At 57.6% G+C, this 19,257-nt stretch carries 18 protein-coding genes; 10 read left to right on the top strand and 8 right to left on the bottom strand.

The features are described from left to right. Positions 1 to 67: 67 nt before the first annotated feature. Entirely contained in the window at positions 68 to 1,453 is a 1,386-nt protein-coding gene (locus tag JXQ78_RS13765) for a GntP family permease (RefSeq protein ID WP_330631342.1), read from the top strand. A 6-nt stretch (positions 1,454 to 1,459) separates the two neighbouring features. Here JXQ78_RS13765 and JXQ78_RS13760 read toward each other — a convergent pair whose 3' ends face one another. Next, positions 1,460 to 1,687: a DUF7860 family protein gene (locus JXQ78_RS13760; RefSeq protein ID WP_330631341.1), complete on the bottom strand. Its 228-nt coding sequence runs from the start codon at positions 1,685 to 1,687 to the stop codon at positions 1,460 to 1,462. Positions 1,688 to 1,778: 91 nt separating this feature from the next. Here JXQ78_RS13760 and JXQ78_RS13755 point away from each other — a divergent pair, with 91 nt between their 5' ends. Further along, a complete protein-coding gene (locus tag JXQ78_RS13755; protein ID WP_330631340.1) occupies positions 1,779 to 2,015 on the top strand; it encodes a hypothetical protein in 237 nt (78 codons plus the stop codon). 42 nt (positions 2,016 to 2,057) lie between these two features. Here the strand turns inward: JXQ78_RS13755 and JXQ78_RS13750 are convergent, their stop codons facing one another. Continuing rightward, a complete protein-coding gene (locus JXQ78_RS13750; protein WP_330631339.1) occupies positions 2,058 to 3,026 on the bottom strand; it encodes a transcription initiation factor IIB in 969 nt (322 codons plus the stop codon). Between the two features lie 195 nt (positions 3,027 to 3,221). On the opposite strand from JXQ78_RS13750, the gene JXQ78_RS13745 reads away from it, so the two are divergent. Genes JXQ78_RS13745 through JXQ78_RS13715 form a run of 7 tightly spaced genes read left to right on the top strand, consistent with a single transcriptional unit; the run spans position 3,222 to position 9,848 of the window. Beyond that, complete coding sequence (locus JXQ78_RS13745; protein ID WP_330631338.1) at positions 3,222 to 5,393, top strand: type II/IV secretion system ATPase subunit; 2,172 nt, start codon at positions 3,222 to 3,224, stop codon at positions 5,391 to 5,393. Further along, entirely contained in the window at positions 5,380 to 7,203 is a 1,824-nt protein-coding gene (locus JXQ78_RS13740; protein ID WP_330631337.1) for a type II secretion system F family protein, read from the top strand. Before JXQ78_RS13745 ends, JXQ78_RS13740 begins: the two co-directional genes overlap by 14 nt. Further along, on the top strand, positions 7,200 to 7,904 hold the full coding sequence (locus JXQ78_RS13735) for a DUF7289 family protein (protein ID WP_330631336.1): 705 nt from the start codon (positions 7,200 to 7,202) through the stop codon (positions 7,902 to 7,904). Before JXQ78_RS13740 ends, JXQ78_RS13735 begins: the two co-directional genes overlap by 4 nt. Continuing rightward, positions 7,901 to 8,338, top strand: a complete 438-nt coding sequence (locus JXQ78_RS13730) for a DUF7266 family protein (protein ID WP_330631335.1) — start codon at positions 7,901 to 7,903, stop codon at positions 8,336 to 8,338. Before JXQ78_RS13735 ends, JXQ78_RS13730 begins: the two co-directional genes overlap by 4 nt. Next, the gene (locus tag JXQ78_RS13725; protein ID WP_330631334.1) at positions 8,325 to 8,966 is read left to right on the top strand and encodes a DUF7263 family protein; all 642 of its coding nucleotides are present in this window, start codon (positions 8,325 to 8,327) and stop codon (positions 8,964 to 8,966) included. Before JXQ78_RS13730 ends, JXQ78_RS13725 begins: the two co-directional genes overlap by 14 nt. Beyond that, complete coding sequence (locus tag JXQ78_RS13720; RefSeq protein WP_330631333.1) at positions 8,959 to 9,315, top strand: DUF7262 family protein; 357 nt, start codon at positions 8,959 to 8,961, stop codon at positions 9,313 to 9,315. The genes JXQ78_RS13725 and JXQ78_RS13720 overlap by 8 nt, the downstream gene beginning before the upstream one ends. Then, on the top strand, positions 9,312 to 9,848 hold the full coding sequence (locus JXQ78_RS13715; RefSeq protein WP_330631332.1) for a DUF7261 family protein: 537 nt from the start codon (positions 9,312 to 9,314) through the stop codon (positions 9,846 to 9,848). Before JXQ78_RS13720 ends, JXQ78_RS13715 begins: the two co-directional genes overlap by 4 nt. Here the strand turns inward: JXQ78_RS13715 and JXQ78_RS13710 are convergent. Continuing rightward, positions 9,785 to 10,327, bottom strand: coding sequence for a metal-dependent hydrolase (locus JXQ78_RS13710; protein WP_330631331.1), 543 nt, complete (start codon positions 10,325 to 10,327; stop codon positions 9,785 to 9,787). The genes JXQ78_RS13715 and JXQ78_RS13710 overlap by 64 nt on opposite strands. Positions 10,328 to 10,504: 177 nt before the next feature. Here JXQ78_RS13710 and JXQ78_RS13705 point away from each other — a divergent pair, with 177 nt between their 5' ends. Continuing rightward, positions 10,505 to 11,761 (top strand): outer membrane protein assembly factor BamB family protein, encoded by a 1,257-nt coding sequence (locus JXQ78_RS13705; protein WP_330631330.1) that lies wholly within the window; start codon positions 10,505 to 10,507, stop codon positions 11,759 to 11,761. On the opposite strand, the gene JXQ78_RS13700 is transcribed toward JXQ78_RS13705, so the two are convergent. The 5 genes from JXQ78_RS13700 to JXQ78_RS13680 form a co-directional block, all read right to left on the bottom strand. Then, positions 11,758 to 12,807, bottom strand: coding sequence for a right-handed parallel beta-helix repeat-containing protein (locus JXQ78_RS13700; protein WP_330631329.1), 1,050 nt, complete (start codon positions 12,805 to 12,807; stop codon positions 11,758 to 11,760). The two genes, JXQ78_RS13705 and JXQ78_RS13700, sit on opposite strands and share 4 nt — an antisense overlap. Before the next feature lie 73 nt (positions 12,808 to 12,880). Then, positions 12,881 to 13,678, bottom strand: coding sequence for an ABC transporter permease subunit (locus tag JXQ78_RS13695; RefSeq protein ID WP_330631328.1), 798 nt, complete (start codon positions 13,676 to 13,678; stop codon positions 12,881 to 12,883). Then, on the bottom strand, positions 13,635 to 14,573 hold the full coding sequence (locus JXQ78_RS13690) for an ABC transporter ATP-binding protein (RefSeq protein WP_330631327.1): 939 nt from the start codon (positions 14,571 to 14,573) through the stop codon (positions 13,635 to 13,637). The genes JXQ78_RS13695 and JXQ78_RS13690 overlap by 44 nt, the downstream gene beginning before the upstream one ends. A 75-nt stretch (positions 14,574 to 14,648) precedes the next feature. Then, positions 14,649 to 15,425 (bottom strand): TrmB family transcriptional regulator, encoded by a 777-nt coding sequence (locus JXQ78_RS13685; protein ID WP_330631326.1) that lies wholly within the window; start codon positions 15,423 to 15,425, stop codon positions 14,649 to 14,651. After that, positions 15,418 to 19,137 (bottom strand): MMPL family transporter, encoded by a 3,720-nt coding sequence (locus JXQ78_RS13680; RefSeq protein ID WP_330631325.1) that lies wholly within the window; start codon positions 19,135 to 19,137, stop codon positions 15,418 to 15,420. Before JXQ78_RS13680 ends, JXQ78_RS13685 begins: the two co-directional genes overlap by 8 nt. Positions 19,138 to 19,257 lie beyond the last annotated feature (120 nt).

Below are 19,257 nucleotides of genomic sequence, written 5' to 3'. Positions count from 1 at the left end.
CGATATAGGTGTTACTATCAACGAACGACAGGCTTTTTGTGATAAATTATCAACCTGTACCTAATATATGGTGGCGATTGGGGTACACAGTCCGTTGGTGACGTTCGCGGTCGGACTCATTCTGGTGGTACTGTTGATCGCGGTGCTCGATCTGCCGGCGTTCGTTGGACTCGCGATAGCTGCCTTTGGCGTTGGCATCGTCAACGCCGTTTTCGTCGATGGAATCTCCCTTGCGGATGCAGCGACCGATACGGCAGCCGCCTTTGGCGGGGATATGGAAGGGATCGGAATTCCAATCCTGATGGCAGCAATCATCGGCAAATCGATGCTCGAGAGCGGTGCCGCCCAGAGGGTCGTCCGATCGTTCCTCTCGGTGCTGGGCGACGACAACGCCGACGTTGCGCTGTGGGCGAGCAGTTCTATCCTCGCGATTCCGGTGTTTTTCGACAGTGTGTTCTACCTGCTCGCGCCGCTCGCCAGATCGATGCGCGCCCGTATTGGGAAGAACTACACGCTGTATATCGTCGTGGTGGGGGCGGGTGCAGCGACGGCACACGTTTTCGTTCCGCCAACGCCGGGTCCGCTCGCCGTGGCAAGTGAGGTAGGAGCCTCCATCGGCATGACAATGGCAATTGGAGTCGCAGTAGCGCTGCCAACAGCGATGGTCAGTGGGCTGGTGTACGGCCGCTGGCTGAACGACCGACTCGATATTCCGCTCCGTGAAACGATGGGTACGTCGACAGACGAACTTGAGCGCCGTGCCAACCGGGAGTTGGAGTCGTTACCTGGTCTGCTTGAGGCAGTGCTGCCAATCGTGCTGGCAGTGGTCCTCGTGGCTGCAGCGACGATCGTGGAGGGGCTGCTTTCTCCCCCGGCGACGATCGCCGACATTGTCGCATTCCTGGGCGATAAAAACGTCGCCCTGACGATCGCTGCCGTTGTGGCAGCGTTCACGTATCTTCGATGGGCAGATCTCGACCGATCGACCTGGGAAGATGAGCTGACAGAAGCACTGAAAAGCGGCGGAAACATCGCCGCAATCACTGCAATGGGTGGTGCCTTCGGCGCGATGCTCGCCGCGTCAGGTATCGGCGGGTACATCGCAGCCGGACTCTCCGATCTCGGAATCGGGCTCCTGGTGACTGCCTGGCTCATTGCTGCAGTCGTCCGGATCGCACAGGGATCCGCCACGGCGGCGATGCTGACGGCAGCCGGGATTATGGCACCACTTGTCGGACAGCTCAGCGTCCACCCAGCGTATCTGGTGATGGTGATCGGTGCAGGAGGAAACATCTTCTCCTGGTACAACGACTCTGGATTCTGGCTCGTCAAGGAGATTGGCGGGCTGACCGGCGCTGAAACGCTGAAAACCTGGACCGTCCTCACGACGATCATCGCCGTCAGTGGTCTGCTATCGGTGCTGGCACTCTCGACGGTCGTTCCGTTCGCCTGAATGGAGCTACTCGATCAACGGGAGCAATATTCCAAACACAAATGGCGAGAAAAAGCCGACAACGAGCCCGACTTCTTCGGCTCCAAGCAACAACGACTGTTCCCAGCTCGGCAATGGACCGGTGATCGCTGGCAACAGCCCCTGTCCTGCGGCGCCGAGTACGAACAGCCCAACGCCGACCGAGAATCCTAGCTTGACGAGTAGTTCGTGATTGACGGTCGAACCGTGCGTCATGGCAGTGATTCCGGTGGCCATCCAGGTAAGTTGATCGATCGTCCAAACAAGACCAAAAAGAACATGCTGATCGATACGATAGGAGGCTTCAATGGAATCGAAAACGACGACCGAACTCCTCACACTGCTCGGATTCGGCGTGGCTGCGGTTGTCTTTACCGGTGGTGGGCTTTTTATCGAAGGAACGAGCCTCCACAGCATGGCCACCGGTCACCAGACGGTCGCATACTGGGAAATGTACATGGGTGCAATCGCGCTCATTCTTGGCGTCTATCTGTTCGGCTATCGTGAGTGTTGGGCCCGGGTTCGATCGCTGCGCAACCACTGACCTGTGGACCGAGCAAAACAACTGTATCGACGGATCGGTGTTTCAGGCCGCGATATCGAGCTCTTCGAGCTGTTCCTGGTATCGGTTCCGAATCGTCACTTCGGTCACCTGGGCAACCTCGGCCACGTCGTGTTGGGTGCGTTTCTCGTTACAGAACAGTGAGGCCGCATAGATCGCTGCGGCCGCAAATCCGGTTGGTGATTTTCCCGATAGCAGCCCGGCCTCTGCAGTCACGTCGATGATTTCGATCGCCTTCGTCTGTGTTTCATCGGACAGCTCGAGTGCCGAACAGAATCGGGGAACGTACTGTTTTGGGTCAGCCGGACGGAGTTCGAGGCCGAGATTCTGAGAGATATACCGGTAGGTCCGTGCGATCTCCCGGCGGTCGATGCGTGCCACTTCGGTCACCTCGTCGAGACTCCGCGGAAGATCTTCCTGGCGACAGGCCGCATACAGCGTCGAGGTGGCGACGCCCTCGATCGATCGTCCACGGATGAGATCCTCCTCCAGAGCGCGGCGGTACATCACCGATGCGACCTCTCGAACGGACTTTGGAACGCCAAGGGCGCTCGCCATCCGATCGATTTCCGAAAGTGCAAGCCGAAGGTTCCGCTCGCCGTTGTCCGCCGTCCGAATCCGATCGTGCCACTTTCGAAGTCGATTGATCTGGGTGCGCTTTTTCGACGATAACGACTGTCCGTAGGCGTCCTTGTTTCGCCAGTCGATGTCCGTCGTCAGGCCCTTATCGTGCATCGTGTTCGTGGTCGGAGCACCGACGCGTGACTTTCGGTCGCGCTCCTGGCTGTCAAACGCACGCCATTCGGGACCACGATCCAGTAACGACTCCTCAAGGACGAGGCCACAGTTCATACAACAGCGCTCTCCCTGCTCTTCTATCGCATCGGAGTGTCCACATTCGGGACACACCGATTGTTCCGACTGTGTCTCGGTTTCGGTCTGCTCGCCTCGTTCTCTGTCCTGGCGAAGACGGTTGGTCGACGTTTGTGACATTGGTCTCGCCCTGTTTTGTTTCCCCGCGGAAGCAGGGCACTCCCGCGTTGGCGTGGTCTGGGGACTGTCTGACTCGTTCTGGGTACTATCCGTATCTCATACTCGGAAACCTGTACTAAAGGGCATTATCACCGTTTTCTCAAAATGGCTCACGTCTGGGCGAACGTTTAAATATGAACACCGAACCAGCGGTCGATGATGCAGGCGGAGACGGAGACCATCGACGGACACCCGGTCGTTCCAGCACCGGTATCGCCGACGGATTCGTCGGCATGGTACGCACCGACGGTAGTAGCGCAGTATTCGGTCACCGGACGGACGGTCGTCACCATCGAGCGTTCGGATACACAGCTGCGTTATGTCGTCCGTGAGCCCGCCCTCACTGCGCGCGGTCATTCCACCGTCGATCAGTTTCTCGAAGCACTGTCAGTCGAATATCGGACGCTGGCACCGACCCGAGATTGTGTGAGCGACCGATTGCACACAGAGCTGTCAGCCACGTATCGGTCGGTGATACCACACTCGTACGATAAGCCCGGGAGGCCGTCGATTCGTCGCCGAGTTCGCTATTATCTACACAGCCGCTCGCGATGTCTGGACGCACTAACTCCCATCGCGCTCGACGATCGCGTCAGTGCGGTTGGTATTTCTGACGGCGAGCTGTGGGTTTCGACGCCGGAGGGAGACCAGATTTTCACGACCGTCTCACTCGATAGCGTGCCCGATCGGGCGGTCGACGGACTCCGATACGAACGTCTTCGCCGACACACCGTTTCGTTTCTGGAGTTCGAGATTCCCGTGGTAATTGGCCAGCTACCGGAGCCCGCATCCGACGGTTTCCGTCGTATTTACCGACCGTGTGAGCCGCCGTTGCTTCCGGGAGACAGCGACTTGCTATCGAGGGCTGGAGATCGACTGTGGGAGCGGGCGAGTACACATGCGTGTTTTGAGCACGGCGGTGCAGACCGGTCAGTCACTGGAACACCACCGGATCACTCGACGATCGAATCGACCATCAGACGCCTTGCAGGCACGGTAATTGAAGAGCTGGACGGGACAAACGATCGAAATTACTTGAGGTCGGCCTGGAAACGGCTCACATCGCTAGGGTGGGGAACCCAAGCCGACAGTTCAGCGTCCGAGGATCGATCACGACGGCGAGGACTGTTGTACTATCTGCTCCGGGACACGCTTGGTTTCGAACGGCTCACTGTCCCTATCTGTGACGGCTGGCTCGAAGATATCGAGGTGAACCGAGTGGATGATCGGGTGAAAGTCATTGCAAGCGACGGCGGATATCGGCTCCCCACACCGATTCGATTCGACACCGAACACGAACTCGAAAATCTCGTCGTTCAACTGGCTGGCCAGGATGGGGTCGAACTCACGGCGAGCAATCCATCTGCGAAGGTGAATCTGACGCCACCAGGGGACACGACGGAAACGATTCGGTGTGCGCTCGCGCTCGGTGTGATCTCCGAGGACGGTCCACACATTTCGATACGAAAACAACGTCCAGAGCCACTTGGACCGATCGACCTGATCAAAAACGGCTCGGTCCCCGTTTCACTCGTTGCTCTGCTGTGGCTGGTGTTCGAACTGCACGGTGTTGTTCTTTTCTGTGGTCCGACGGGTGTCGGAAAGACGACGCTGATGAACGCTCATTTGCCCTTTATTCCCCGATGCGATCGGCCAATCAGCATCGACGAGGGATCGCGTGAGGTACGCCTTCCCCACGAAACAGGCGTCTCGTTGCGGACGCGGACACACGCCGACCCGCACAAAGAAGTCTCGATGGCGGAGCTGATGACCGAGGCAAACTATCTCAACCCTGATGTCGAGATCATTGCCGAAATCAACACGCCAGAAAGTTTCGCTACGTTTGGTGAGAGCATTGCGACCGGTCACGGAATCATCGGCACGACGCACGCACAGACCGTCGAGCGTCTCGCGAATCGGTTCGTAGAACAGGGATTGGGAATTCATCTGTTAGCGGCCGTCGATCTCCTCGTGTTTCCACGGTTCGTTGGCGGAGAGCGATTCGTTGGAACGGTCTGTACGCCGTTTCAATCCCTCACCAACGACGACGAGACAACCATCACCCGGAACGGAACCACGATTGGCTATGAAACGCTCATCGAACGGTCACCGAACGGAGAGTTTGCCATATCGTCCGACAGTTCACCGTTCAACCGGCTATTTGAACCGCTTGGAGCCCGCACGAATACGGCTGTCGAGACGATCGAGGCTTCCTATCACGACAGACGTCGTCGCGTGACGAGGCTGCTGGCGAAAGGAAGCACGGGGGTTGCATCAATCGGAAGGCACGCTACCACAGGACTGGGTGGGCTCTGTGATCCCGAGTGAGCGCGCACGGATGGAAATCGCCACCCGACTTCGAGCGCTGTTGCCCAAACGAGACCGATATCGGAAAGCCATCCCCGACGGATCGTATGAGGGATATCGTGCGTGGGTGCTCTCTGGCATCTGGATCGCTGGAGTCGCCGTCGGAGTGTGTGTGGTTTTCGTTTCAATGGTCGGGATTCGATGGACCGACGTTCACATCGATGGACCGCTCACAGCAATTGGCGTCGCAACGATTGTCGTCGGATGTGCCTTCGTTGGAGGACTGTGTGGTGCTGGATCGGTCCTCGCCACGAGTCGGTACTGGCTCATCTACCGACGCGAACGAAGACGCCGACAAATTGAGCGAACGCTCCCGGCTACCGTCAGATATCTCAGGGTGTTGGTCGACGGTATTGGCGAACACGAACGACGATTTGCGGCGGCGGCTGCGGTGGACGCGCACGGCGCAACGGGTGATGCACTCCGACGCGTCGTGACCAACGCGAGCCTTACGGGGAGCTTCGATCACGGGCTGCGAGAAATTGCTCGAGAAACTCCATCTGACGATCGGCTCGCCCCATTCCTTCTGAAATATATTGAACACGCCCGTCAAAGTGAACGCTCACTCCGATCGTTTCTCACCGTCGAAGCACGAATGCAGACCCTCCGAGAAGAGCGCCAGCGTCAACGGACCGTCGACACCATGGAGCTGATCGCAGAGCTGTTCGTCGTCCTCCTGGTGTTGCCGGCGGTGTTGCTGATCGTGTTGATCGTCGTCTCATTGTTGTCACCAGCGCTGTCGAGACCGGTGTGGACACCGGTCGGTTCGAAATCAGTGCTCGTTGTCGTTGGTTATGCCTGTGCGGGTAGCGTCGTCGCCGTGGGCTGTGGCGCGACCTGGTTGGTGAGAGCGCTCCAGCCACCCGGTCTTCGGCCACCCACCTATTCGTGGCCAACTGAGCCCCGAACGATCCTACAGACAGCACACCGGAACCCGAACAGCGCTGCAATGGTGGCAGTCCTCCCTGCCCTCGCCATCCTGGTGTCGGTCTGGATCCATACCGGCTCACCGCTTGATGCGTTCGTGCTCATGACCGTCGGAGCCGGGATTCCTATCGGTGCTATCAGCATTCGTCGCCGTCGCCTCGACACTGCAAAAGACCGTACACTGGGCGCATTCATTCATGCGGTCGCTGGACACGTTAGACTCGGTACACCGCTTTCGGCGGCGGTCAGACGGGTTGGAGCGGAGCTCGACCACGGAACGCTACAGGACGACATCGATCGTCTCTCGATGCGATTGCAGTTTGTCACCCCGCCGGCGAATGCCCTGGGCGTTCGGACTGCTGCGCTCAATCGATTTGTAGCCGATGTGGGCACGGCTCTGGCCGCACAGAGCATTGGTTTGCTTTGTGATGCGATCAACGCCGGGAGCGATCCGAAAACGGTGCTCGAAACGCTCCAGACCGAGGTTGGACGGCTGTATCAGGAAAAACGAGCACTGCGGAGCACGATGGCCGTCTACACCATCATCGGCTGGACAACTGGACTACTCATCGTCGCCATCATGGCAATTGTTTCGACACAGGTGTTTGCCAGTTTCGAACCAATCGGGTCGATGTCAGGACAGTTCGAGGGGACAGGAATCCAGTCAGCAACGTTCGGTTTCGAACGCGGGCGGTCACTCTGTTATCTCGTAACACAGTCGACGATGCTCTCATGTGGGCTGTTTGCTGGCGGGACGACCGGTGATCGATATGAATCCCTGTTTCACGCCGCGCTGTTGCTTGCCGTTGGCTACGTCGTGTTTACCGTGGGTGGGATCCGATGAGTACCGCCTCACGTGGACAATCGCACGTCGTGGGAGTTGCACTGTTGCTCGCGATCACGATCATCTCGATGAGCGTTCTCACGATGAGCGTGGGAACGTTGATCGACGCAGGGCAGTCTCGCGACGAGCACGAGCGTGTTGGCACCGCTCTCGAGCGATTAAACGACCCATCATCACCGGACAGAACGTCACTCACCGCAACCATTGGGACGATCAGCACCGCACCCAGAGAGATCACTGTCAGCACTTCGACCGGAGCGGACTATCGGTTCGAAACGACGGCAATCGTCTACACCAACGGTCATCACCGCGTGTCGACACTCTGTGGCGCTGTCATCAGTGGACAGCCTGGAAATGCCTGGTTTCGATCGACTCCACGCGTATTCTCGCCCGAATCGGCGTCAGTGCGTCTCATTCGGCTCACGGCCATCAGCACAAGTGGGTTCGACCGGCTCCAAGGAGCGCACACGTTCAACCGACAGCGTTCGAGAACGCACCACAGCCACGATACCCTCACTGGTTCACTCAGTATCGAAACGGCAACACCGGGGCCGTTTGAACGCTTCTTTCGCGCCCGGGGATATGCTCCCAGCAGGGAAGATCCCGACAGCGATGGGATACCCAGCGTGTCTGTTTCGTTCACTCAGAAGCGTCGCACGATACTCATGATTCGAAATATCACCGTGGAGGATCTATCATGAAAAATCGTGGGCTGACCAGCCCCGTCAGTGAGGCGCTAGCGATTATTATTCTCCTTGGCGTAATGGGCATTCTCTCGGCACTGCTGTACGGTGATATCGTTCCGTCGGCAGAAACGACTGCAACGATCGAAGAGAGCGACCGTGTACTCGACCGAATCGCACGACGAGTTGGTGATACACCTCACACCATGGGGCAGGTGCGAGCAAAGATCATACTCTCCATTCCGGAGACGATTCAGGGTGATCGCTACCGGATTTACGGTGAGAATCGATCGGTCGTGCTATCGCATCCCTCGCTTGCTATCGACCGACAGCGCTCATTACCCCATTTCGTCACCAGCAGTACGGGTTCGTGGCACGGGAATGGTCCGCTCGTGATTCACATCGCTGGAAACCGCGATGGCATAGCAATAGAAATCAATGCAACCGAGTAGCCAACAGTGTGACACCGATGGTTCGCGTGCCCAGGGAACCTTGCTGTCGATGCTGGTGGCGATCGTGGTCTTGCTTGGACTAACGGGCGCAGTCATAACGGCAATCGATACCGGCTCACCTCGAGATAGTTCGGCCGAACGTGTGCGTGCAAGCGCCTGTGCAGACGCGCTCGGAAACCCGCAGGCAAACTGGACGCTTGATGCGAATGTGATCGACCCCAGCGTAATTTCTAACGAATCATTCTCACTCCCATTTGCGTGTCCACCATCAACACGAATCACGATAGGAGACAAACCGATTCACGAGGACGTTCGACACGGTGATAGCACAGTCGTTCGTCGGCTCGTTCTTGAGGCACAGACACGGACACGAACTGCCAAGATTTCCAACCAGACCACCATCCCTCCCGGAACGGATCGGATCGAGGTCACTGGGCGGATTCGACGGATTCGAATCGGTCAGACCCAGCTGTACGTCAGCTCGGAGCCACAGCCACGGACTGTAGCGATTGCCCATCCACCAGACGATCAATCAATCATCCGGGTTGACGCCACAGGACCCGTTACGATCGAAAAACGACGAGTTCGAACGCGGCCAGTGATGCTGGAGGTCGCCGTCGATGGGTAACCCACGAGCTGACGACCGTGGTCAGCTCTCACTGTCCCTGATTGAGCTTGCGATCGGCGTCATGCTGATCGTTGGAGCAATCGCATTCATCGGTGGTGACGGATTTGTGGCAAACGATCAGAGACGTCAGTCCACACAGTTTGCCGGTGACACCAGTGTTCTGTTCACGTCCCCGTATCTGATGGATTCTCCGACGAACGCTACCGAACGCATCAATCGAAATGACGCGATCCCGATCGCCATCGAGCTGCGACGATCGGTGAGACCGAACCGGACGGCGGACTCTCGTGTGCAGGTTGGTATCTGGACGGCCCACGGGAGCCAGACGATCGAGGTGTGGACGTCATGACCGACCGAGGGCAGTTCGTGTTGATCTGTGCGATCGTCATCGTGATCGCCTGTCTGTGTGTGTCGATGATCGAACACCGAGCGGCTACAGAACGCGAGCCAAAACAGCTCACCACTGATCGTGACCGCGTTCGAACGACTGCACAGGAACTCCAAACTGCCACCGCAGCGATCTCTGCATCGACCCCCAATGGTGTCCGAGAACAACTCCAGACCGTACTGTCTGAGCGCTCGAAAACCACCGATACGACTGCCATTGCGGTTACACTGAATGAATCTGCAACACAGCAGTGGGCCAGCACACGCTGTCCATCGGTCTGTCCGGTCAGTTCTGGGCTGGTCGTCTGGAATCACTCCGGACAGTCAGTTCGGTTGCGTGCCGTTGGGATCGACATCCAACTCACTGGCATTGACCGGACAGTTCGGGTGACAACGATGCTTACCCCCCGTCCCACAGTGGTCTGGGTCCGTTATGAAAACACGAGCATGCCAGCCGCCAACGAAACGACGCCAGCGAAAACGAGAAGATACTGACCCCAGCCAGTGAGCCGGATGACCGGATACGAGACCTTCTGGCTGAGAAACGGCATCAACGGTCTGATCCCAGATTCGCTGAGAAAATCACCGAGCAAATGAGAACACACCGCACCGGCCCCGATGAAAAAGGCATGCCGTGCATTGTACATCGGATTCAATGGACTATCTTCGACGGCTCCTCCCAGTAACAGCGGCTGGCCAAAGGCTGCCTGCGTGATCGACGTTACCGCAAAGCCCGTGAACACGTAGACGCATACCGCACTAAGCAATCCCACGATACCCACCGCAAACAGTGAATGGCTTGTTCCGCCGTGAGACATTCCTGGAAGATACTGATCGATATCAACCATGGGCTCGATCGCCATCAGACCGATGAACCCCATCACAATGAGCAACGGCTGGTTTTCGATAAGCAAATAGCAGGCAACCGGCGTAAACACCAGCAAATTTATACCAACATGTCCGTGTCGATCCATGTCCCTACTGACTGCTCCATATATTTGTAATCTCGGGTGGGTGTAACACACGATATGCGCCGATCGGCAAGTAGACGCCGATCCACCCGACGAACGTACGTCGTGACCGCGGGAAACAATTGCCTATTCTGTATTTGCGCTGTATAATTATGTGCTGTAGTAGTGAACGAGTCCGGTATGGGGGATGAGACGTTCACACGACGGGAGATCATCCGAAGTACCGCAACAGCTGCAGTGTGGGGAGTGGTCTCGAGAATGACGCCGGCAGTGCAGGCAAACACACCGGAGGAGTCAGAGGATGGCGATGTGCCCTGTGGCTGGTCACAGTTCGGAGCGACAGAAGCGAACACTGGTGCACTCACCGATCTGTCGGGGCCGGTTGCACCGGGACCACGCAGATGGAAATTGCCGGCCGATGAGCGAGCACACGCGATTGTAATCGACCGATCGTCGGTGTATGCGACCGATGGCTCGGAGTTGTACGCACGCCGGCGATCGGATGGCGCACTCGAATGGCGAGTTGTGCACGATCACAATCTGCTGAGTGCGCCAGCAATCAGCGACGGGCACATTTACGTTGGCTGTAGAGCCACAGACCGTTCAGGCACAATCCGGGCCTACGATACGTCATCTGGAACCACCGAGTGGACGGTTACACCGCCAACACCTGTGACAGGCATTTCTCCACCAACCGTGTCGGATGGAATCGTCTACGCTGTTGGATATGGATTCGGTGCCGGGACAGACGATCGACTGTATGCTCTAGACGAGAGAACCGGGACAATCCACTGGTCTCGATCGACGGGCCCATCGAGTATTGCACGCGAGACTACCGCCGGTGTGGCAGTCGGCGATGGTAACGTGATTATCGCCGGAAATGCACTCCAGTCGGTTGATCCCAGGACTGGAGAACCACACTGGACACAGAGAGCACCCACATCGTTCAAAACGATCGGTACGACAGCGCCATCGGTTGCCAACGGTCGGGTGTTTTGTACTCGACAGACGGATGCCGGCCCGATGGTCGAGTGTCGCGATCTTGCCGATGGCACCCTCCAGTGGCACGTTCGAATCGCGAGTGAGTCAAACAGACCGCTAGCTGGTGGACGGATACCGATGGCAGTCGATGGAACAGCAGTGTATGTGGGCTACACGAACGATCGGAATCAGCACGCTACTATCAGTGCACTCGCGATTCGGGACGGAGCCGAATGCTGGCACGCCAGTTTCGATCGTGAGACACACCAAATTTTGGGACTGGCGGTCACCAGCGAAACGCTCTACACTCACAGGGAAGCCATCAATACATCGGATGGAACGATACGGTGGCAAGCACCTGCTGATCTCGAAACCGGCCCGCCAGCGATCGCACGAGAAATGGTCTGTTTCGGCGGCGAGTCTGTGGTCGCATTTGACACTCAAGCGACCACCTAGAGACACTCACCAGAGGTCATACAGACCCAGCTCGTGCCGTTCCACACCGCAAGTCCAAACGGTCCAGTCGTCCCGTCATTGATAGCAAGCTCACCGGTGTGGCTACCATCAATCCGGCTGAGATCGGTTGGCTCGATTACGCCACGATTTCTGGTTTTGGTCCCGGTGTCCGTGGTGATGATTGGCGTGTCATCCAGGGCGAAATGGCTGTTCCGGTGGAGATCCGTGTTTCTCGAGGCCACATTCGCCACGAGACTATCGAGCCCGCGATACTCACAGTTTCGAATTGAACAGTTATTTGATGTGTCGAATCGAACGCCGGTCGTCGTGTTCTGGCGCAATCCATTGATGTAAGATCCGGCAATCGTTGCCGTCTGTGATCGTGCCACGGACACCTGTGATTCAGTCTGTTTTGCGTTCCCTTCGAGATACGCATTGTAGAGACTGAACACTTCACTTCCGTCGACAAACACAGCCTCCTTGCCATTTAACTCCATTCCACCACCGATCCAGCCACACCCATAGGTGTTTTTCGTCCAGAGTCCCCTGCCATCGTTGCTGATTGCTCGACACCCGACGAGCGTTGTCGAATGAGCGACGTTGTCGAGAAAAAAGCCGTTTCCAGCATTGTCGTGAGCCTCACAGTAGAACAGCACGTTACTGTTTGGCGCAGCCTCTCGCAGGGCAAGCGAGAATCCGTGCGTCGAAGCATGCTCTACGAGACACCCCACGAGTCGGCAGAATCTGGCGTTTTGGACGCGGATGCCAACGTCTGCGTTATTGGCATCGATGAACAGATTTGAGAGGGTGATTCCAGGAGGTCGATTCGACCCGCCCAGATCGAGAACGAAACCCGTAGAACTGCTCTTGGGGATGGTAATCGGATTCCCCTGGCTAGATTGCAACAGCAATGACTTGGTCACGCGTACTGGCCAACTGTCGACTGATTCCTCATACGAACGTCCAATTGTAATAGTGGCTCCAGGATCTGCGTCGTCGATCACAGCTTGCAACGACTCGCCTCCCTGTACCGTCACTTCGGCCATAGCCACAGCTTACCGGCACTGATCAATGTTACACGCCGCCTTCGCGACAATCACCAATAAAATTCGGCAGGACTCAGGAGAGATCGAGACGGTTGAATCGAAGACGGCTGAGTCCACCGACAATCAGTGCGACGACGATCGGGACGCCGATCTGCTGGGCCGTGACGGATGTGCCGTGCATGATGGCCACTGGATCGTAGTAGTAGAGTGGACTGATCAGTTCGAGAGGTGAGCCAGGCGAGAGCTGTCCTATCGCAAACACGCCGAGAACGAGGAGTCCACTCGCCAGTCCGGCGAGGCGACCGCGATCCGTGATCGTCCCAACGAACAGTCCGAGGACGATACACAGAAGGAAAAACGGGACGGGAAGTGCGTGGATCATCCAGACAACGATCGGGTCGATGGTGGTTTCGGTGAGAACACTCAACGCGACGAACACGGTCCCGACGAAGACGGTCATACCGACGAAGCCAAACACCATGGCGAACAACCGCGCCCTGAGAACTCGCGTCCGAGAGATTGGTGCCGTCAACAGCAACTCAAGCGTTCCGTCGCCGATATCGCGTGCGGTGGCTGTCGCCACTCGAGCGGCAATATACACGCCAACAACGAGTGTCCAGCCAAACTGATACAGATCCGGAACGTAGACCGGTAGCGGTCCACTCCGGGTGGTATTGCTGGCAATTCGCTCCCCGAGTGGGCTAGCCACGCCTCGAAGCTGTGTCGGGTCGGTGCCAATCATGAACAGAACGGCCAGGAGGCCGGCAAATCCAAGCGCAATCCCGGCCTGTTCCGAACGCCACGCACGCAGTGACTGGCGAGTGAGCTCAAGCAAGCTGATCACCTCCACTAGCCGTGAGCCGAACGCCATACCATTCCGCGAGCACGGAAGCAAGCGTTGGTGGCTCAACTGTTAGATCCTCGATTGGGTACGAACTGAGCCGCTCGCACAGCTCCGACAGCGGACCTGTGTAAAACAGCTCTACTGTCGTCCGTTCGTCATTCTCGGCCGCCAGCCCGGTTTCCGTGGTCGAAATCCGTTCGGCGTGGTTGAAATCTGATGAATCGATTTTCGCTGTGGTGATGAATCTAACACGACGACCACCATTCGGCGGGAGTGACTCACCCGGTCGAATATCGACTAGATGGCCGTTTCGCAACACCCCAACCCGATCACAGAGACGGTTGACGACATCCAATCGTGACGTAGCGAGTAATAAGCTCGTTCCCGCCTCGTGTTCGCGTTCTAGGAACGACTGTAGCTCCGCGCGAGCGGTCCTATCGAGGGCTGTAAACGGTTCGTCCATAATCACGAGCGATGGATCGTGCATAAACGCCAGCGCAACCGAGAGAAATCGGCGATCGCGATCGTCGTACGTTCGAATCGGATCGTCGAGCACCGTCGATATGTCGAGTCTGACGGGGAGACGGTCGCTCCGATCGGCTGCCTTGAGTGTGGCATGTTGCTCTAGGACGGCTCGACCCGTCCGAGACGTATCGAACGACGGCGATGATGGCAGAAAGCCCACCGAGCGTTTCATTTCGGTCCGCGAAGAGCGATCATCGAGATCGTGTCCCTCAATCGTTATAGAGCCGGTATCCGGCCGCTGAACACCCATCAGCGTGCGGACGAGCGTTGTTTTCCCGCTTTCGGCTGGTCCGAGAATGCCAAAGGACTCTCCTGACCCGACGCGGAACGTAACGTCAGCAATGCCGCGGGTGGATCCGTACCGTTTGGTGACGGACTCCGCATCGATACTGCTCATATCAGCGTAGTAACGTCGATTAGCCTATAAGTAGTTGCATCTGACTGTCGATTGCCGAAAAACGGAGTGCTGGGATTACTCCTCAGCGACCGACAGGAACTGCTCCATCCAGTCGTCGAGCAGTCCTGCGAAGATCGCACCGAACGTCGTGTTGGCGCTCCAAATTGCCGCCTCGGACCCTTCCGTTTCGAACGTGCTCAACAGTACCGTGTCCGCATCGACGAGGAGCAATCGTCCGTGATACCCTTCGGTGAGCATCAGCAGCTCTTCATCGATGAGTGATGTTTCGATCGCTGTGCCCTCGAACATGTCACAGACTGCCTGTGATTCGCTGATCACCGTGACTGACACATCACTGCTTGCGGATTCGAGCGCCGTCTCGATGACGGGCACCACAAATGCCGGATCGGGAGCACCGTACACGATTCGGTCGGTCGCACCCTCGGCCAGCACGCCAATCCGATCGTCAATCGTCTCACGGCCGGTCACCGTCCACACGTCAACCTGGGTCTCCGCGTCCGTTGCGTGTTCGCCCTGCACCGATCGCAGAAATTCGAACGCGCTTCGTTCTTCGTTTGCGAGGCGACTCCGAAGCCGATCGCGCGCCGTGTCGAGCTCGATCGCCCGGTATTGGATCGGATTCGACTGCTGAACGTCGATCACCCCGAGTTCGGCCAGCCGGTCGGCCGCGCCGTACACCTGCGATCTGGGCACATCAGTGATCCGGTCGATGTCGCTTGCGGTGCCGGTTCGCAACCGCTGGAGGGCTACGAATACGGCAGCCTCGTACTTTGAGAGGCCGAGCTGCTGGAGCGACGCGATTGCCTCTGCTTTCGTCGGCAGTTCAGTCATCTATCATCGGTCCCTCGTCGCCACTCTCAAAGGTGGTTCGTGATTTGACTTCGAACGCGTCACTCGGACCGAACAACCGCGTCCACACCACGAGCAGGCTCGGCAACACAACCACGCTTGCGAGGAACGCGTAGATGATCGTCAGTCCGGTGATGATCCCGAACTGTCGGAGTGGTGGCAGAATCGCGACGGCGAGCACGCCAAAGCCACCCACAGTTGTCGCAGCGCTCCCGAGCAGTGCCCCGCCAGTGCCAGTAACGGCAGTGCGAAGGGCATCCCATGCCGAGACGTTCGGACCGAGTTCGAGGCTATACCGTTCGGAGAGATGGATCGAGTAGGCAATTCCCAGCCCGATCGTCAGGCTCGTAATCAGGCCCGTGATCACGTTGAACGAAATCCCGAGCAGATACATCGTCCCGAGAATCCAGGCCACGCTGAACAACACGGGCAACAGCGTCACGAACCCGAGTGTGGCGCTCCCATAGAGATACCGATAGATAAACATCAAGAACAGGAACGTGGCACCGAGCGTCAACAGCAGACTCTCGATCACCGTGTCCATCAGCTGATCCTGAACGATGTTGAAGACGATCGGCTGTCCAGTGGCCGTCGCCGAGAGATCACCATCGGTCGATTCGACGACATCGGCCACGCCACGGAACTGGTCGGTGATCGCCTGGCCGCTTGCGTCGCCGGAGACGGTGACCGAGAGGACAGCCGCCTGATATCCGTCGTCAGTCCGCTGGAGCACGCCCCCTGCCCGGTCCGGTGCCGTCGCATAGAGGCTGTCATACACTGCCTCAACGTTTCGGTCGGGAATTTCGTCGCCGTCGGTGTCTGCTGCGGTGAAGGTCTCGTTGAACGTTTCATTTTCCGCTGCAACGGTCTGCATCACCGTGATCGGACTCTTGATGTCGCTCTCACCGTTCGAGAGCGTCGCGGCTGCTGGCTGGTCGCTCGCATTCTCGGCTGCCCGATCGATTGCCGAAAGCGACTGTGGGTCGGTCATATCACCGCGTATCAGTATGTTGACGCCAGAGTCCTCACGAAGGAACTGGTCATTGACGAAATCAAGCGATGATTTGGCGTGATACTCGCTCGGCGCGAACGGCTCGGGGAGATCGGCAATAACGCCGGATGGATCTTCAGCGAGGAAGTCCTCCTGGTTGAAGCTCGTATCGACCTGTGTCGCGCCAATGCCGCCGGCAGCAGTGATCAACACCGCAACGAGCAACACCAGATACGGTGCTTTTCTCGCGGCAGTCGCACCACCCGAAAGGACGGTACTGAGGACGCCACCACCCGTCCCGACAGCACGTTTCTGTCGAGAGATTCCACGCGCTTCGAAGAAGCTATCGAGCTCGGATTTCAGTGCTGGGACGAACAGCCCGAAGACGAGCAGTGCGGCCGTGATACCGACAGAGCTCACGATTCCGAACTCACGGATCGGCGGGACCGAACTCGTCAGATTCGATAGGAATCCGATGACTGCCGTGGCAGTGACCAGCACGAGTGCAACGGCGATCCCGCTCAGTGCGCTGCCCATCGACCGTCGAACACCGTGAACCCGTTCGCGTTCTTCGCGATGGCGCATGAACACGTGGATCGCATAGTCGATCGAGAGGCCGATCAACAACACCGGTACCGCGATAAACAGCTGGTTGAACGCGATGTCCGCCCAGCCCATAAAGCCGAACGTCCAGATGAGCACCAGGCCAATGCCAACCAGGCCGATCAGAATGTCGAGGAGATCCCGGTAGGCGATAATCAACACCGCAAGCACGAACAGCAGTGCAAGCGGTCCCACGATGATCATGCTGTCAGTCATCGACTGCTCTGTTTCGTCGGCGATGATTCCAGCACCAAACACGTGGGCAGAATCCGCTCCGAACTGATCGTGTGCGATCGCCTGAATCGCATTCTGTGACTCGATCAGTCGATCCGATGCAGTTCCTTCCATTCCACCCTCGCCCGTCTGGGTGGCCATGAGCATCGTTGCGTTCGCGGTAGTGTCACCGGGCTCATACGAGGTCGGCATGAACGCGAACGCACCGGAGCGATCTGTAGAGCTGTTCGTCCCACCGAGCACCGCATCGGTAGCCGTCTCAATCTCCGATTCGTTGGATGACTCGATGATCGAGCGCTGTTTTTCGAGCGAGAGCGAGGTGGACTGATTTTGCAGTTCGCGTTGGTCTGCTTTCAGCCGAGCACTCGCGTTCTCGAGAGCGCGCTGGTCTGCTTTCAACGCTTCAGAGTCGTTTTTCAGCGACTCGCCACGCTCTTTGAGTTCCTGTGATTCTGCTTCAAGGCGCGCTTGCTCTTCTTTGAGTGCTGCGCCGCGCTCTTCGAGCTTCTGTTGGTCTGCTTTTAGCGCATTGCCTTTCTCTTCTAAGGCAGCACCGCGCTCTTCGAGCTTCTGTTGGTCTGCTTTTAGCGCATTGCCTTTCTCTTCTAAGGCGACACCGCGCTCTTCGAGCTTCTGCTGGTCTGCTTTTAGCGCATTGCCTTTCTCTTCTAAGGCGACACCGCGCTCTTCGAGCTTCTGCTGGTCTGCTTTTAGCGCATTGCCTTTCTCTTCTAAGGTGGCACCGCGCTCTTCGAGTGCCTGTTTATCCGCTTTCAGTGTCGCAGCTTTCGATTCGATTTCGTTTGCGTCTTCTTTCAGAGCCCGCTGGTCGGCCGTGAGCTCGGCAACCTTTTTTCCGAGTGCGGCGGTATCGTTTGCCAGCTCGGCTTTATCAGCCGCGAGCTGCTTTCGCCGTTGTTCGATCTCGGCGTCAGTGAGATTGCCCGCCTCGATTGCAGCTTCGAGTTCTGCTTCTCGCCGTTCGATCTCCGATTTCCGCTCTTCGAGCGCCGCTTTCGTGTGATTGATCTCCTGTGCACGGAGCTGTAGTTCCTGGCGGCGTTGCTCTAGCTCTTTTTTGCTCTCATTCAGCGACTGCGCACGCTCTTCGAGCGCCTGTGAATCAGCCTCGAGCTGTGCTTTGCTCTCATTCAACGAGTCGGCGCGCTCTTCGAGCGCCTGTGCGTCCGCTTCGAGCTGTGCTTTGCTCTCATTCAACGAGTCGGCACGCTCTTTGAGCGCCTGTGCGTCCGCTTCGAGCTGTGCTTTGCTCTCATTCAACGAGTCGGCACGCTCTTTGAGCGCCTGTGCGTCCGCTTCGAGCTGTGCTTTGCTCTCGTTCAACGAGTCGGCGCGCTCTTTGAGTCGCTCACCCCGCTGTTCGAGCTCACTGCCGCGTGCTTTGAGATCAGCACCCTGCTGTTCGAGTGCTTTTTTGCTTTCGTTGAGCGCCGCAGAGCGTTCCTGGAGCTTCTCACCGCGAGCTTTGAGCGACGAGCCGCGCTCTTCGAGCTTCTCTCCACGTGCTTTCAACGATTCTGCCTGTTCCATTCGATCGGCGGCCATTGCGACGGCAGAAACGACGCCAACCGTCGAATCATTCGCCAGCGTTGGCCCAACTGTCTCGTTCGAACGTATCGCCTCCTGGAGTCGGATCTGCTCGAGCAACGACGACTTCGATAGCACGTTGTCGCCGGTGACGATTATCTGCACCGCGGTCGTGTTGTCGTCACTGCTCGAAAAGTTCTCGTCGACGTACGTCTGTGCCTGTGCCGCATCGCTCGATCCGCTCTGAAACGAATCCAGCGACGAACTCTGGGACACCATCGGCATCCCAGCACCCATCGCTACTGAAACCAACAACATGCCAACGATGACGACACGACTATGCCTCGGTATCCCACGTGACAAACGGTCTAGTACACCCATAGATCACCACTCAGGTCGCTGGCGAACCGATCGCCAGCTCTGTTAGTATTATCCTAC

Origin of the sequence: Halocatena halophila, assembly GCA_027563145.1 — an archaeon.
Classification (GTDB): Archaea; Halobacteriota; Halobacteria; order Halobacteriales; family Haloarculaceae; genus Halocatena; species Halocatena halophila.
The sequence above is the reverse complement of the archived record's forward strand: the minus strand, read 5'-3'. Positions and strand labels throughout refer to the sequence as shown.